Below are 16,214 nucleotides of genomic sequence, written 5' to 3'. Positions count from 1 at the left end.
GACAAAAAAATAGGAAACTTTATTACAAGTTTCCTATTTTTTAAGCTATTCTTTCTTCTCCCTGAATTCAAGCTTAATTCCTGTTCCCTTAAAATCGAAGCTTTCTCTCAGCTGGTTTTCCAGATATCTTTCATATGAGAAATGTATTGCTGAACTGTCATTTACAAAGAACACAAAAGTAGGCGGCTTTATACCTGTTTGCGTTACATAATATACTTTAAGCCTCTTAAAGTTAACTATTGGAGGCTCTTTCATAAGAATGGCTCTACTAATAACATCATTTAAAACTCCAGTAGTTATTCTCTTTGAATAGTTGTCATGACATTCTTTTGCAAGTTCTAAAACTTTATTAAGTCTCTGTCCTGTTTTTGCCGATATAAACAAATAAGGTGCATAAGTTAAAAATTTTAATTTTGCTTGTAAATCTTTTTTGAAACTATCCATCGTTTTATCATCTTTTTCAATAAGATCCCATTTGTTTACAATAACCATTATTGCTTTATTAAGCTCATGGGCATAGCCAATTATCTTTTCATCCTGCTCTGTTATGCCCTCAGTAGCATCCAGCATAAGTACACATACGTCACATCTTTCAATAGCAGCTAATGTTCTTATGACACTATATCTTTCGATCTCCTCTTTTACCTTACTCTTTCTTCTTAAGCCAGCAGTATCTATAAGTACAAATTTTCCTATATTATTTTCAAGGTAGCTGTCTATAGCATCCCTTGTAGTTCCGGGTATATCACTTACTATAACTCTGTCTTCTCCAAGCAGCTTATTAATAAGCGAAGATTTTCCTACATTCGGTTTTCCTACCATAGCGATTTTAACGTATTCTTCATCCTCATCTTCTCCATCTGTGGTATCAAAACCTTCTACTATTCTATCAAGCAAATCTCCAAGATTAAGTGCCTGTTTAGCCGATATCGTAATAGGATCACCAATGCCGAGATTGTAGAATTCATAAGCATTATTTTCATCTTTCAATGAATCTATTTTATTTACTACTAATACTATAGGTTTCTTACTCTTTCTAAGCATCTGTGCTACTTCTCTATCAGCTGCTGTAAGTCCTTCTCTACCATCTACTATAAATACGATAACATCTGAAGTTTCTATGGCTACTGTAGCCTGACGTCTCATCTGTTTTACTATTATATCGTCATTTTCAGGCTCTATTCCACCTGTATCAATAAGTGTAAAACGATAGTTAAGCCACTCAGCTTCACAATATACTCTGTCTCTTGTTACTCCAGGTGTATCCTCAACTATAGATATCCTTTTACCAGCCAATTTATTAAATAATGTGGATTTACCTACATTAGGTCTTCCAACTATGGCAACTATATGTCTTTTCATATTCTTCCTCCTAAATAATCCTTTGCTAGCTTAATTCTTCGTTATATCTGGTCTGCATTGCTGTTTATAAGTTCAATTAAATTATCACCAGTATAGTCACTTATAAGTATTTTCCTATTAAGCAGCTGTTCCATCTGTTCTACTGTCATATCATCTAATAGCACTCTTTCTCCGCTTTTCAATAGGTTCGACGGCATAACCACTATACCTGGTTTTTCATAATTCTTTAACGTATTCACTATATCTGTCCCAGTTAGTAGTCCGCTTACAGTTATTGTGCTTCCAAAGAAATTATTAATTACAGCTTTTACTTCTATGTTTATTTTACTGTTTTTCTTCATAATTATGCTTGCTATATTTTTCATTTCGTATTGAGCTAATGTTCCTGTCACGAAAATAAAACTGCCCTTTATGTTGTCTTTTAAATCGAGAACTGTATCTGAAACAGTATCTCTAAGCATCCTTACCATTCCTACTCCGTCTTCAAGCTGCTCATAATTATTATAAAATTGAGGCTCTGGTATTGTCTCCTTTGCTAATATATAAAATTCATCAGAAAGTCTTACAAAAGGTTCTCCTATTTCCCGTATATATTTCTGCTGCAGTTTTTTCATATTTTCAAGCTCAGCTTTTGCACTTTCTTCATTATATATAATAAGTTTTCTCAGACCTTCTCTATACTTTGTTACACCTACAGGTACTACTGCCACATTTTCAATTGCAGGGTGTAGTTTATAGAGATCTTCAACTGTCTTTATAAGCTCCTCTCCATTATTTATACCGGGACAGCTTACTATCTGACAGTTCATTCTTATGTTTCCCTGAGCTAATTTTTTCAGTCTCACCATTATATTACCCGCAAATCTGTTATGCAGCATATTTACTCTTAACTCAGGATTAGTAGTCTGTACAGATACATTAATTGGACTTATTTTATACCGTACTATTCTATCAATATCATCATCCGACATATTAGTAAGTGTTACAAAATTTCCCTGAAGAAAAGACAGCCTGGAGTCATCATCCTTAAAATATAAAGTTTCTCTCATATTCGGAGGGAGTTGATCAATAAAACAAAAAACACAATTATTAGAACACCTTTGAGCTTTGCTAAGCATTGCATCTTCAAATTCCACTCCAAGTTTTTCATCATATTCTTTCTCTATCTCATAAGTCCATATTTCCCCATCAGGTTTTTGTATATCCACTTCAACATATTCATCGGCCATTAAAAACTGATAGTCTATTATATCCCTTACTTCATTACCATTTATATTTAAAAGTATATCTCCTACTTGAATTTCCAATTCCTCAGCAATAGAACCTGCATTAACTTTCTTAATCTTTGCTGACACGCTTCGCACCTCATTCTATAAATATATTAAGAAATTCCGCATAGCAGAATTCCGTCCAAATTTCTAATTTTTCATTTCTAATTCGTAATTTATCTAGTATTGCTTACCTCTAGTTATGATAACGTACTTTATAAACTTAGTCAACCATATTGCTTTTCATAGAAAAAGCTGTATCAAAATCAATCTAAATTTTGATACAGCGCATTACTAATCATTCAAATCAACTTGTTCTCCTGTTACAAGGTATATAGTTCCTTCACATATATTTGTAACATGGTCGGCCACTCTTTCAAGATACTTACATACGAACAAAAACTGAGTTGCCTGATTTATATCTTCGGGGTTAGTTGCCATTCTTTCTAGCAGTTCAGTAAATACTTTTTTATATACAGCGTCGACCTCATCATCTATCTTGCAAGTTGCATATGCCTTATCAATATCTGCTTCTACATATGAATTCAAAGATTCATGAATCATTTTTTCAACTGTAACCGCCATCTTAGGTATGTCCACAAGTTCCTTTATATATTTCTGTTTTTTTAATATTTTTGCGATTTTGGCCACATCAACAGCATGATCAGCTATTCTTTCCAAATCTGTTACCAGCTTTATTGTTGTAAAAATATTTCTCAAATCCGTAGCTAATGGCTGTTGCATAGCTATTAGCTTTACACATTTATCTTCTATTTCCTTCTGAAGATCATCAACCTTATCATCATTTTCTATAACTTTTTCAGCTAATTCTTCATCTTGATTTGAAAGAGCTAATATACTTTCGTGTATCTGTTTCTCCACTATACTACCCATTTTAAGTATATCATTGTGAAGAGACTGTAAGTTTATATCAAATCCTCCTCTTGTCATTCCATTACCACCCTTCTATAATTTAACCGAATCTTCCTGTAATATAATCCTCTGTTCTCTTATCCTTTGGTCTGTAGAATATATCCTCTGTTTTGCCAAACTCAACAACTTCTCCACTAAGGAAAAATGCTGTATAATCAGATATTCTTCCAGCTTGCTGCATATTATGAGTTACTATTATTACAGTATAGTCTTTTTTTAAGGAATCCATTAATTCTTCAATTTTTGATGTCGATATAGGATCTAAAGCTGAAGTAGGTTCATCCATAAGAAGTACTTCTGGTTCCACCGCAAGAGTACGAGCTATGCATAGTCTTTGCTGCTGACCTCCTGAAAGTCCTAAAGCACTTTTTTTCAATCTATCTTTTACCTCATCCCATAATACCGATCCTTTTAAACTTTTTTCGACGATTTCATCAAGCTTTTCTTTACTTTTTATACCATGAACCCTGGGTCCATAAGCCACATTATCATATATGGACATCGGAAAGGGATTAGGTTTTTGAAAAACCATACCTATTCTTTTTCTTAACTCAATCACATCATAATTTTCATATATATCATTACCCTCATAAAGCACCTTACCATCGATTTTTACAGTATCTATTAAATCATTCATTCTATTCAATGTTCTTAGGAAAGTGGATTTTCCACAGCCAGATGGTCCAATAAGTGCCGTAACCGCATTTTTTTCTATGTCCATATTTATCCCTTTAAGTGCATGCACGCTGCCATAGTGCAAATTAAGATCTGTAGTTTGAATTATACTCATGCTTATCCTCCTTATTTCTTCCCTGTAAAAGCTTCATGAATCCTTTTGCCAATTATCCTCGCAGAGAAGTTAAAAATCAGTACCATTATTACTAGCACAGCTGACGCTCCATTAGCCACTTTTCTTGCATCTGGAAGCATTCCCTCTGAATTCACCTGCCATATATATACTGCTAACGTTTCTGCTGAACGAGTTATACTGAAGGCTGACGTTTTATCAATAAGGCTGAATTTATCAAAATGCAGAATTGGAGCACTCATTCCAGACGTATATATTAACGCTGCTGCTTCTCCAAATATCCTTCCAGCCGATAATATTATTCCTGTTAATATTTGCGGCATAGCAGAAGGGAGTATCGTTTTCTTTATAGTCTGCCATTGTGTAGCTCCTAGCCCTAAGCTAGCCTCCTTAACTTTATGTGAAGCTGCTCTTATCGCATTTTCACTTACCCTTGTCATCGATGGTAAATTAATAATAGTAACAGCAAGAGCACCTGAAATCATAGAATACTGGAACCCTGCTAATTGTACAAATACTATTAATCCAAACAATCCTACAACAATTGAAGGAAGAGATGCCATAGTTTCAATACACAATCTTATACCATCAAGCAAAGGTCCTTTTTTTGCATACTCTGCCATGTATATTCCAGCTCCAAGACCTATTGGAATAGTGATTAACAATGTAAGTATAAGCATATAGAAAGAATTAAATAGTTGTGGTCCTATTCCTCCTCCTGCTTCTCCATATTTAGGCTTCCCAAATATGAAATTAAAGTTGAGTGAGCTTGCACCATTTATAATAATATATCCGATTAAGGCTACCAATAGTAAAATTACAAGAAATGATATGAAATAAAGTGCTGTTGTTGCTATCTTATCTTTTAGTTTTTCATTCAATGCAAGTCACCTCTTCTGCTAATTATTCTTGTAATAACTATAAATATAAATGATACTATGAGAAGTATAAGCCCCATTGACCATAAAGCTGCATTCCATGCAGAACCAGTAGTGGTATTTGCCATATCCATAGTTATTGCACTAGTAAGAGTTGATCCTGGCTGTAATAGATTTTTAGGAATTATCCTAGCATTTCCAATTACCATTTGTACTGCTAATGCTTCTCCGAAAGCTCTCGCCATTCCAAGTACTACTCCTGTAGAAATTCCAGATTTTGCACTTGGTATTATGACTTTTACAATTGTTTGCCATCTAGTTGCTCCCAATCCATAGGAAGCTTCCAAATAATCTTGTGGTATAGTTTTTATTGTATCTGATGAAATACTTGTTATTGTAGGAAGAATCATTATACTTAAAACTATTATTCCAGCCAGCATACTGAAACCTAATCCACCAAAGCTTCTTTTTATAAATGGTATCAGCACTGTTATTCCAATCCAACCATAAACTACTGAAGGAATGCCTACAAATAACTCCATAGCCGGCTGCAGAAATTTTCTCCCAAGCCTAGGAGAAATTAGATTCATAAATACAGCAAGACATATAGCGAGAGGGGTACTTACTATTACTGCTCCCAATGATACCACTCCAGAACCTAATATAAAGTTAAATGTACCAAATTTATTTTCAGATGCTTTCCAGTTGCCAGAAAATAAAAAATCACTTAGAGGATATCCGTGTTTTGTAAAAGTTTGAATTCCCCTTGAAGTTATAAAAAATATAATCGTTATAGTCAATATAATTATAAAGAAGCCACAGAGCGTGGAAAAAATTCTACCAGCATACTCATTCTTTATTTTAGTCATCAGAGTTCTCTTTCTCACCTTATCACACTCCACACCTTTTTTGCTATAGACTTAATTGCTAAGACTGACTGATATTCAGCCAGCCTTAGCAGTCTATCTTGATGTCTTCATTTCATCTACTGGATAATATCCTAATTTTAAAATCTGAGGCTTAACATCTTCTGAAGTTAAAAATTCAATAAAAGCTTTAGCTACTCCTGTAGCTTCTCCCTTTGTGTACATATGTTCATATGCCCATATTGGATATTTACCCGAGGTAATATTTTCTTTATTCATTTCTAGACCTTCATACTTCAGTACTTTCAAACCTTTTGTATTTTGTGCACTATTTAAAAATGAGGATGCTAGATACGAAATTGATCCCTCTGTTTCTTTAACTGCACTGGCTACTGTTCCGCTGCTGTCTTCTGTAAGTGATACTCCTGTAGCTTCTTTAGCGCCATTAAGCCCATATTTTTCGAAAATAGCTTTTGATCCAGAGCCATCCGGCCTTGTTATTAAATGTATCTTTAGATTCTGACCTCCAACTTCTTTCCAGTTCTTAATCTTTCCTGTAAATATATCTATGAGCTGCTGCTTTGTAAGATTATCAACCTTTACCTTTTCATTTGCAACTGCTGCAAAACCTACTACGCAAACCTTATGATCTACAAGTGCTTTTGCATCATCTGCTCCAAGCTTTTCTTCTGCTGTTATATCTGAATTACCTATCTGTACATTACCTTCAGATACTTGGGTTAATCCTACGCCGCTTCCTCCTGCTTGTACATTAACGGTAGCATCCGGATATTTTGCAGTAAACTGCTGAGATGCAGTTAAAGCTAATGGCTGTAATGCCGTTGAACCTGATGCTGTTATAGAACCTTTTATTTCAGAACCTGATTTTGAGCTTGTCGTACTCTTATTAGTATTATTTTCAGCTTTCTTAGTACATCCTGCAAATAGACCAACCACCATAAATATTCCTAATGCAGATACTATCAATCTTAGATTTTTCTTTTTCATTGTAATTTAACCTCCATTCAAATGACTAATCCTTACAAGTAATATATTAGTATGCCAACGTTAAGCTCGTATTATACTAATGTTAAATAAAATTTACAAAGAGAATTCTTCTACATTCGAATTCAGCTTATCTAATATGACATCCAGTTCTTTAACAAGGTTATCAACTATTTTCTGTACTTCAATTTGATTTCTAACTACTTTGTTTATCTTTTCTCCTGATTCTGCATAATCTTCTGTAAGCTTATTTACATCATCTAAAGAATCATTAACTACTGCATTTTCAGTATTAAGGCTTTCTATGCTATCATTCATATTAACAATAAATTTAGAAATTACTTCAATACTATTAAGCATGGAGTTATAAGTTTCTGTATTTATATCTATGGCCTTCACTTCATCCTTAGATATGTCGTTAACATTCTTAATGTGAGTGCTAGTTTCCCACACATCGTTATCAATATTTTTAAGTAAATTATCTATGTCCTTCATGTAGCTACTCACTTCTTCAGATAATATTTTTATTTCATTTGCAACTACATTGAATCCTTTTCCAGTTTCACCTGCTTTTGCAGCCTCTATTGACGCATTCAATGACAGAAGGTGTGTTTGCTTTGATACATGTGTAACAATATTTGTTATACTTTTTATGTTCTTAACATTATCAAGAAGATTTGTAAATGCGTAACTCGCTTTTTCTATTTCTTTTTCGGATGTTCTGCTTATAGTATTTAACTTACTTATAGCTTCTATACCTTTTTTATAATTTTTTCCTACTTTTTCATTAAGCTGTGACAAATCCTTACTGCTTTCTGTAAGCGCAGCTGTTACACCGAGAGTACTTTTAAAAGATTGAAAGCTCTTACCAATGCTCTCATTAACCTTCATATTATTCTTAAGTACAACTTGAGAAGTATCACTTAACACCTCTGTATTTCCTGACACTCTGGTTTGATTTTTTTGTAAAGCTTCACTTATAGACATAAGTTCCTGCATTACATCTTTTATATTTTTAACAGTCGCTGTAAGGTTAGAACTCATTTTATTAAAACTATCTGCTAAGGCTCCTACCTCATCTCCAGTGTCAATTTGAATACAGCTGTTCAATTTTCCCTTGGATATCTCTTCTGATCCTTTCATTAATATTTTTAACGGTTTTAGTATTCCTTTAACAATTAAATTTATTAAAGGCAATATCAAAAGTATCATTATGCCCGTAGCAATAAGGATTATAATTCCTATTAGTTCAGCACTGTTTTTTATTTCCTTTTCCTGCACCGTAAGCACTATAATATTTCCAATTTCCGGCAGTGTTGTATAAACAGCTATATATTTTCTATCATTATCTATGTAATTCAAAATTCCAGTATTTTTTTTAGACAAGATATTTTTATTACTAAGTAATTGGTTTAGTTCCTTTATTTCAGATTTCTTATTTATATAATATTTTTGAGGATGATATATATATTGACTATTGTTATCAACAATAAATGCATATCCAGTATTTAAGAAATGAAAGTTTTTAAATCTTTCTGAGAAATAACTTGGATAGATATTTTCACCCGCAGTTCCTATTACCTTACCATACTTATCTTTTACAGGAACTGCTATAGTTATAACAGCTTGGCTTGTTTCGGTTGACACATAAACCTGGCTCATAGAATTTTTTCCACTAAGTGCTTCTTTAACATATGTATTGTATCTCATATCAAAATTTATAAGCTTTTCATTACTGTCGCCTACAATTCTTCCATCAGCATTTGTAATGAATATATGTTCTTTATTTTTATTATTCTCATTGTAATCTTTTAATTTACTATTTATTTCTTTTAATATATCCGTTTTATTGATATGATTTGAAAGATAATTAATAACTGAACTATCTCGCGATAATACCTGCATTTCCTCCATTTGTATTTTCACCATATTATCAAAGTTTTCATATACTTCATTGACTATTATCCTCATAGAATTTCTATCCTTCCGTAATATATCCGATGAAGCATATCTGTAGGTAACCACCGAAGTTATGACCATAGACACAACAATAAGCATTGATACTGCTAACGTTATTTTTGAATATACAGAACTTAAGTTGAACCTTGTCCCTATTTTCCGCCTATTTTGCTTTCTACCTTTCTTCTTTTCTGTGCGTGTTTTTATTTTTTTCATTTTTATCCCCCATTCACTATAAGCTACAATGGTAGGATATATTAACAATGTTATTTTCATATTAAGTTCATGTTAAATAAAAAAAGGGTAGGAAGTGATTTTCGTCGGCTGGAAAATGCCTCCTTCAACCACTTCCTACCCTATGCCGACTCTATGCATTTACAAAGTATTATTTTCTATATTACTTCTCTCAAATTATTTTTCTTGTTTATTTATTAGTATTTTCTTAAGAGCTATCTTTATATTACTTCGCATATTATATAGTTGTATCCCTTTAACAACATATACAATTTATTCATCATAGTTGAAAGTTATCCAAAATTGTCAAAAATCATAAATTCCTAGAAGCGAAAAAAAGATGAGCCGCCCATTTGAGACAACTCATTCTGATTCAAAGCTATTAACTTCATTTTTTATTTTCTATCACAGGAATTACAACTATAAATTTACTGCCTTTGCCAATTTCACTTTCAACATTTATCGCACCCTTAAAACCTATAACTATATGTTTTACAATAGCCAGACCTAAACCTGTACCTCCTTTAGTTCTAGATCTTGCCTTATCAACTCTATAGAATCTCTCAAATAGCCTGGGTATCTTATCTTCAGCAATACCTACTCCTGTGTCTTTAACCCATATACAGCAGCCTTCTTTTTTCTTTTCGCTACCAATTGTAACAACATCGCCTTTTTCGGAATATTTAATGGCGTTATCTACTAAATTAATAAGCATTTGCTTAAACCTATCCTCACTGCCTTCTATCGTACATTCGTCTGATACTTCAAGCTTTAGCTCTATAGCTTTTTCTTTAGCAGCATTTTTCATAAGATTATAGACGTTTCTTATTTCATCACCTACACTGATTATCTCTTCACTTTCTTCTTTGTGATGCTCTAAGTCAGAAAGTGTAAGTATATCATTTATAAGTCTAGTAAGTCTATCTGCCTCATCATTTATAATATTTAAAAACTTATTTTTGTTTATATCATCATTAACATATCTAAGCGTCTCAGCAAAACCTTTTATAGAAGTAAGCGGTGTTTTTAATTCATGAGACACATTTGCCACAAATTCGGTACGCATATTTTCAAGCTTCTTCATATCTGTAATATCCTGAATAACAGCAACTATACCTATATGCTCTGAAGCATTTACAATATCAGCTGTGCGTATCCTTAGTACCCTTTCCTGAGGCCATAATATTTTTATTTCACTATATATATCTTCTTTTCCAATTGCAAGAACATTGTACACATCAATGTCTCTTATTACATCCATAAGCTGTTTTCCGATACTATCTTTACTTATGCCAAATATTTTTTCAGCATAGGGATTTATCATTATAACTTTTTGATTTCTATCTATAGCAATTACTCCACTATCCATACTTCTCAGTATAGCCTCCAATTTGTTCTGCTTTTCCTGAGAATCATTTAACGCATTTTGTATAGTGTCTGCCATGTAATTAAATGTATCAGCAAACTCGCCTATCTCATCTTTAGTTCTGAGTCTCACTCTCCTATCTAATTCACCCTTAGAAAACTTTTTAGTAACGTTCTCAAGTTCCTTAATAGGCCTTGTAATAATATATGAAAGCTTCAATGAAATTATAATAGTAACAATTATTACCAATAACACTGTTAAAATATAATATTTTATATACTTAGTTCTTAATAGTTTAAGCATTTCCAATGATATAGAACTTCTTATAACATAACCGTTATGAAAACTTGATGCTACATACAGCATGTTTTTTCGTAAGGTTCTACTATACCTTATACTTATTCCATAGCTTTTTTTTCTTGCTGCTATTACTTCTTTACGATTATTATGGTTTTCCATTGTTTTTGCGTCTGCAACTGAATCGTAAATAACCTTGCCATTCCTTTTTATTATCGTTAGTCTATATTCTTTATCCTTCACCTTATCATTTATATTAATATTTTCTGGACTCAAATTCGTAGACTGCAAAATCCCTGAAATGAGCTTGTTGTTGTATTTTAACTCTTTTTCCATACTGGTGATATATTCATTATTTGTAATAAGAATAAAAAGAACTGTAGTTACAGACATACATAGAAGTACTGTAAAAATAACAAAAAGCATTACTTTTCTCTTCATATCATTCACCTAGATTAAATCTATAACCTACTCCTCTTATAGTTTCAATAAATTTAGGATTCTTATCATCTTCCTCTATCTTTTGCCTCAAATGCCTGATATGAACATCTACAGTTCTAGTTTCGCCTATATAATCGTAACCCCAGATTTTATCTAAAAGGAAGTCACGTGTCATCACTCGTCCCTTATTCTTTATAAGCATTTCTAGAAGTTCAAATTCTTTAAGCGTAAGCTCAACTTTTTGCCCATCTTTTGAAACCTCATGCTTTTGAAAGTCAATGCTCACATTTGCAAATTTAAAACTATTTTCAAACTGTTGAGTAGCTGTTCTTCTAAGTACAGCCTTTACTCTTGCTACAAGTTCTCTTACCGAAAATGGCTTTGTAACATAATCATCTGCCCCTAGCTCAAGTCCAAGTATCTTGTCCAATTCTTCACTTCTCGCCGTTATCATAATTATAGGTGTATTGGATATATTCATGTCTTTTCTTATTTCCTTACATACATCATATCCATCCATCCCCGGCAGCATCAAATCAAGCAACACAAGCTGAGGTACCTGACTTTTAGCTATTTTTAAAGCATCAATTCCATTTGAAGCAGTTAATACGTTATACCCATTATTTTGCAAGTTAAATTTAATAAGTTCTACTATGTGTTCCTCATCATCTACAACCAATATTTTCTCTTCAGCCATTCAAAAGATCCCCCATCTTTTTATTTTTCTGATAAATAAACAAAGGAAAACATTCTTCCATTTGAACCTTTATCCCTTCTGTAAGAATGAAACTTAGGAATATCACTGCAACAGGTACAAAAATCTGCAGTGATAATCCTATCTTTATCTACTCCTCTGCTGCTGAGCTGAGTTTCTATGCATAACTGCATATCAAGTCTGTTATCATTAAATATATTCACATTTTTATATAAACTATCCTTTTGAAATAAATTTTTAACTTCTTCTCCAACCTCGTAACAACACACACCTATATGGGGACCAATTACTGCATATACATTTTTCATGCTTGTACCATAGTCATCTTTCATCTTATCAAGCGCTTCTATCGTTATTTTGCTGAGAGTTCCTCTCCAACCACTGTGAACCGCAGCACATACCTGATTTTCTATATCATAAAGAAGTACCGGAACGCAATCGGCAGTAAACACCCCAACCGCAGTATCATACTTATTTGTAATAATACCGTCTCCCTCTTTTGCTTCGTCGCCATATTTGTGTATATCTATACCATGTACTTGTCTTAAATAACCCACACCTTTCAACCTAAATATGTGTTTGATATCTTCAAGTACTTGTTCGTTTTCTTTGTTCCTAAAATCAAAGTTTATATTATTTTCACCGGTTGAAAACACAAAATCAGCTCTGCCTATTGTGTGTTTGATAAATTTGTAATTTCCTTTATCTATAATTTCCATTAATAAACCTCTTTATCATTTTCACATATTTCAAATCCAATTTAAAGCTATATACTGCAGTTTTTACATAGTTAACCTAAATTTAACTTATTTATCTGACATAAGCTTTTTAACTTCATCTATAAATGTATTTACATCCTTAAATTGTCTATAAACTGATGCAAACCTTACATAGGAAACCTCATCAACATTTTTGAGACTATCCATGACCATCTCTCCTATGTAATCAGACTTGACTTCTGTAAGCATTTGATTACTTATATTTTTTTCTATTTCCTCGGAAATTGATTCTATTTGTTTACGAGATACAGGTCTCTTTTCACAAGCTTTTATCAATCCATTTACTATTTTACTCTTATCAAAAAACTCTCTGCTAGAATCTTTTTTTATAACTAGTATAGGAAGATCTTCTATCTTTTCATAAGTTGTGTATCTTTTTGCGCATTTAAGGCATTCTCTTCTTCTCCTAATAGAAATATTATCTTCCGTTGATCTTGAATCTACTACTTTACTTTCTTCATAACCACAATATGGACATTTCATATTCTCTCTCCTCTCAACTGCTTATCCATAGATTGTCCTAATTATAACATATAAGGAAGTAAGTTATAACCCCTTATTTTCTAAGCATCGGGAAGTTTATTGTCCATGTTCCCAGCATCAACCAATATAACGTCTACACCTATCTTTTTTACATTTTCCCAAGGTATTTCAATTGCTTCCACCTTACTTAACCATGAAGCCTTATGTATTGGGATTATTACAGATATTATTTTATATTTTTCACAATCTACTTTCATATCTTTTATATATCCCATTTTACTTCCAGAATTAATATCTATAACCTCCATCATTCTGATGTTATTTATAGAATACATTGAATACTGCATATCTTTATACACCTCCCCTCTTCAGATCTTCTGCTTGATTTAGGATATATTAGATTAAAATTTTATAGAAGTTTAACTATATATAGTATGTGCAAATTCAGTTTTAAAGCAAAAGACCTATAGTCATATAAAATTATGCATATTCAAAAGCTTTTAGCACTTTGAACATGCATAACTAACGGTTAAATAAGTATTGTTTTTTATATAGATAAAAATTTGAGCCGTTTACTTATTATGCTGCAAAAAATATTTATGATATTTTACTTTATGCAAGTAATATGCTTAAAAGAAAAATATGTTCATTTTTTATTATCTCTAATATAAGTAGTTAACTTGCTTCAGTTAAAATATCTAGTGTGCTGCTCTAAACATATTTTCGCATATGTTTTAGTGCAGTTTTTTCTAATCTAGACACTTGTGCCTGAGATATTCCTATTTCATCGGCTACTTCCATCTGCGTGCGTCCATCAAAAAACCTCATAGTAAGTATAAGTTTCTCTCTATCGCCTAACTTTTTCATTGCTTCTTTTATAGCTATATTTTCTAACCAGCTGTCATCAACATTCTTATTGTCACTTATCTGATCCATAACATATATAGCATCTCCACCATCATGATATATAGGTTCAAATAATGATACAGGGTCTTGTATCGCATCCAGTGCAAAAACAACCTCTTCTCTTGGTACATTTAATTCCTTTGCTATCTGTGACACAGTAGGTTCCCTCTTATTTTCATTTACCATTCTATCTCTTATTTGAAGTGCCCTATACGCTATATCTCTCAACGATCTACTTACTCTTATAGAATTGTTATCTCTAAGGTACCGCCTTATCTCTCCTATAATCATAGGAACTGCGTAAGTTGAAAATCTTACGTTTTGGCTTAAATCAAAGTTGTCTATAGCCTTCATAAGACCAATACATCCAACTTGAAATAGATCGTCAACATTTTCGCCTCTATTATTAAATCTCTGTATAACACTCAAAACAAGTCTAAGATTCCCTTTTATAAATACTTCTCTTGACTCACTATTTCCATCCTTCATTTTTTGAAGCAGTTCTCGCATTTGTGCTTCTTTTAAAACTGGTAACTTAGCAGTGTTTACTCCACAAATTTCCACTTTGTTAATCATCATCTAGTCATCGCTCCTTTAGAGTAATTGCATTATAATTATTTCCTCTAAAGAAACTTTTTATACTAAAGACAAACCTACAACATTTTACTAATTTCCTTTTTCAGTCTCTTAATTATTCTCTTTTCAAGCCTAGATATATAAGATTGAGATATTCCAAGAAGATCAGCTACTTCCTTCTGAGTCTTTTCTCCATTTCCATTAAGTCCAAAACGTAAATTTACAATCTCCTTTTCTCTATCATTTAGTTTTTTCATTGCTAATATTAACAGATGCTTGTCAATTTCATCTTCAATGTAGTTATATACTATGTCATTATCTGTACCTAATATGTCTGAAAGTAAAAGCTCATTACCATCCCAATCTATATTTAAGGGTTCATAAAAAGATATTTCTGCTTTTACTTTACTGTTCCTTCTAAGATACATAAGTATCTCATTTTCAATACATCTTGATGCGTACGTAGCCAATTTGATTTTCTTCTCTGGGTCAAACGTATTTACTGCCTTTATAAGTCCTATAGTTCCAACGGATACAAGATCTTCTACACCTACACCAGTATTTTCAAATTTTCTAGCAATATACACTACCAACCTTAAATTTCTCTCGATTAACGTTGACCTTACATTTTCATTGCCTAGCATAAGTTCACTTACAAGTGCTGCCTCTTCTTCTCTTGAAAGAGGAGGCGGTAAAGCATCATTGCCACCTATGTAATACAATTTTTTATATAGAAATTTAAATTTTGTAACAAGTTTATTCAACAACATAGCTATTTTCATTTTCATTCCCCCAAACACTTATATCATGTACCTAGAAAGCAGTGCCTGATATTCACCTTCCTCGGTAAATCTATTGTTGTATATTGCTATTAATGCTAATTTACAGCAATACTTATTACCTATACGTATCTTTATACTTTCTGGTTTAAAAGCTTTCAATATACTTTTGCTGTTACCCACAGAACAATATGGTATATCAAAGGTTTTAGAAACGTCATAATCATCCTCACTAAATATGTTCTCTGCGACTATCATCACTGGAAGATCAGTGACTGGTTCTTTCAGTTCGTTACCTGTATCTAAAAGCGCCTTAAATTCTTTAGTTCTATTTTTCGATACCACTTGAACATCATAAATATAGCTTTTTTCTTTTTGCTTATCCATAAGCAGAGATACTATTCGTGATACAAATATGTATATAATCATAAGTGCCAAAAGTTGTTTTGAGCAATGAAAATTATTAATGTCTAATCTAAAGATATCATTTCTTTTATATTCTGCGTAAATGAAAATTCCACTTAATATAAAGCCATATAATATAAAAATGATAGTAGAC

At 32.3% G+C, this 16,214-nt stretch carries 16 protein-coding genes; all 16 read right to left on the bottom strand.

The genetic code is table 11. The annotated features are described in order from the left end of the window. Window positions 1–45 precede the first annotated feature (45 nt). Window positions 46–1,362: a ribosome biogenesis GTPase Der gene (der, locus tag CLORY_RS17150; RefSeq protein WP_079426748.1), complete on the bottom strand. Its 1,317-nt coding sequence runs from the start codon at window positions 1,360–1,362 to the stop codon at window positions 46–48. A 41-nt stretch (window positions 1,363–1,403) separates the two neighbouring features. After that, entirely contained in the window at window positions 1,404–2,717 is a 1,314-nt protein-coding gene (locus CLORY_RS17145) for a DUF512 domain-containing protein (RefSeq protein ID WP_079426746.1), read from the bottom strand. A gap of 207 nt (window positions 2,718–2,924) precedes the next feature. Beyond that, window positions 2,925–3,581 carry a phosphate signaling complex protein PhoU gene (gene phoU, locus CLORY_RS17140; RefSeq protein WP_079426744.1) on the bottom strand — a complete coding sequence of 219 codons (657 nt, stop codon included), beginning with the start codon at window positions 3,579–3,581 and terminating at the stop codon, window positions 2,925–2,927. Window positions 3,582–3,603: 22 nt separating this feature from the next. Next, complete coding sequence (pstB, locus tag CLORY_RS17135) at window positions 3,604–4,353, bottom strand: phosphate ABC transporter ATP-binding protein PstB (protein ID WP_079426742.1); 750 nt, start codon at window positions 4,351–4,353, stop codon at window positions 3,604–3,606. Between the two features lie 11 nt (window positions 4,354–4,364). Continuing rightward, window positions 4,365–5,252, bottom strand: coding sequence for a phosphate ABC transporter permease PstA (gene pstA, locus CLORY_RS17130; protein WP_079426741.1), 888 nt, complete (start codon window positions 5,250–5,252; stop codon window positions 4,365–4,367). Beyond that, window positions 5,249–6,136 carry a phosphate ABC transporter permease subunit PstC gene (gene pstC, locus CLORY_RS17125; protein ID WP_079426739.1) on the bottom strand — a complete coding sequence of 296 codons (888 nt, stop codon included), beginning with the start codon at window positions 6,134–6,136 and terminating at the stop codon, window positions 5,249–5,251. The genes pstA and pstC overlap by 4 nt, the downstream gene beginning before the upstream one ends. Before the next feature lie 75 nt (window positions 6,137–6,211). After that, the gene (locus CLORY_RS17120) at window positions 6,212–7,123 is read right to left on the bottom strand and encodes a phosphate ABC transporter substrate-binding protein (protein ID WP_079426738.1); all 912 of its coding nucleotides are present in this window, start codon (window positions 7,121–7,123) and stop codon (window positions 6,212–6,214) included. A gap of 93 nt (window positions 7,124–7,216) precedes the next feature. Further along, entirely contained in the window at window positions 7,217–9,295 is a 2,079-nt protein-coding gene (locus CLORY_RS17115) for a methyl-accepting chemotaxis protein (RefSeq protein WP_169911663.1), read from the bottom strand. Between the two features lie 406 nt (window positions 9,296–9,701). Then, window positions 9,702–11,417, bottom strand: coding sequence for a two-component system histidine kinase PnpS (gene pnpS, locus CLORY_RS17110; protein ID WP_079426735.1), 1,716 nt, complete (start codon window positions 11,415–11,417; stop codon window positions 9,702–9,704). A 1-nt stretch (window position 11,418) separates the two neighbouring features. After that, complete coding sequence (locus tag CLORY_RS17105) at window positions 11,419–12,114, bottom strand: response regulator transcription factor (RefSeq protein ID WP_079426733.1); 696 nt, start codon at window positions 12,112–12,114, stop codon at window positions 11,419–11,421. 20 nt (window positions 12,115–12,134) lie between these two features. Next, window positions 12,135–12,851, bottom strand: coding sequence for a peptidoglycan editing factor PgeF (pgeF, locus tag CLORY_RS17100; RefSeq protein WP_079426731.1), 717 nt, complete (start codon window positions 12,849–12,851; stop codon window positions 12,135–12,137). Window positions 12,852–12,938: 87 nt separating this feature from the next. Beyond that, window positions 12,939–13,394 (bottom strand): transcriptional regulator NrdR, encoded by a 456-nt coding sequence (gene nrdR, locus CLORY_RS17095; protein WP_079426729.1) that lies wholly within the window; start codon window positions 13,392–13,394, stop codon window positions 12,939–12,941. Window positions 13,395–13,474: 80 nt separating this feature from the next. After that, complete coding sequence (locus tag CLORY_RS17090) at window positions 13,475–13,741, bottom strand: YlmC/YmxH family sporulation protein (protein ID WP_079426728.1); 267 nt, start codon at window positions 13,739–13,741, stop codon at window positions 13,475–13,477. Between the two features lie 364 nt (window positions 13,742–14,105). Continuing rightward, entirely contained in the window at window positions 14,106–14,879 is a 774-nt protein-coding gene (sigG, locus tag CLORY_RS17085; protein ID WP_079426726.1) for an RNA polymerase sporulation sigma factor SigG, read from the bottom strand. Between the two features lie 74 nt (window positions 14,880–14,953). Then, complete coding sequence (gene sigE / locus CLORY_RS17080; protein ID WP_079426725.1) at window positions 14,954–15,658, bottom strand: RNA polymerase sporulation sigma factor SigE; 705 nt, start codon at window positions 15,656–15,658, stop codon at window positions 14,954–14,956. Window positions 15,659–15,676: 18 nt separating this feature from the next. Then, window positions 15,677–16,214: sigma-E processing peptidase SpoIIGA (locus tag CLORY_RS17075; RefSeq protein ID WP_079426723.1), on the bottom strand; the 538-nt coding region annotated here is incomplete at its 5' end.

The organism is Clostridium oryzae (genome assembly GCF_002029235.1).
GTDB classification, from domain to species: Bacteria; Bacillota; Clostridia; order Clostridiales; family Clostridiaceae; genus Clostridium_AE; species Clostridium_AE oryzae.
This window is presented reverse-complemented; position numbering and strand designations above follow the sequence as displayed.

Excerpts from the sequence above, each read along its gene's own strand:
- der (WP_079426748.1), bottom strand. The coding sequence starts at position 1,362 with ATGAAAAGACATATAGTTGCCATAGTTGGAAGACCTAATGTAGGTAAA.
- CLORY_RS17115 (WP_169911663.1), bottom strand. The coding sequence starts at position 9,295 with ATGAAAAAAATAAAAACACGCACAGAAAAGAAGAAAGGTAGAAAGCAA.
- sigE (WP_079426725.1), bottom strand. The coding sequence starts at position 15,658 with ATGAAAATAGCTATGTTGTTGAATAAACTTGTTACAAAATTTAAATTT.
- sigG (WP_079426726.1), bottom strand. The coding sequence starts at position 14,879 with ATGATGATTAACAAAGTGGAAATTTGTGGAGTAAACACTGCTAAGTTA.
- pnpS (WP_079426735.1), bottom strand. The coding sequence starts at position 11,417 with ATGAAGAGAAAAGTAATGCTTTTTGTTATTTTTACAGTACTTCTATGT.
- pgeF (WP_079426731.1), bottom strand. The coding sequence starts at position 12,851 with ATGGAAATTATAGATAAAGGAAATTACAAATTTATCAAACACACAATA.
- nrdR (WP_079426729.1), bottom strand. The coding sequence starts at position 13,394 with ATGAAATGTCCATATTGTGGTTATGAAGAAAGTAAAGTAGTAGATTCA.
- pstB (WP_079426742.1), bottom strand. The coding sequence starts at position 4,353 with ATGAGTATAATTCAAACTACAGATCTTAATTTGCACTATGGCAGCGTG.
- CLORY_RS17120 (WP_079426738.1), bottom strand. The coding sequence starts at position 7,123 with ATGAAAAAGAAAAATCTAAGATTGATAGTATCTGCATTAGGAATATTT.
- CLORY_RS17105 (WP_079426733.1), bottom strand. The coding sequence starts at position 12,114 with ATGGCTGAAGAGAAAATATTGGTTGTAGATGATGAGGAACACATAGTA.
- CLORY_RS17090 (WP_079426728.1), bottom strand. The coding sequence starts at position 13,741 with ATGCAGTATTCAATGTATTCTATAAATAACATCAGAATGATGGAGGTT.
- phoU (WP_079426744.1), bottom strand. The coding sequence starts at position 3,581 with ATGACAAGAGGAGGATTTGATATAAACTTACAGTCTCTTCACAATGAT.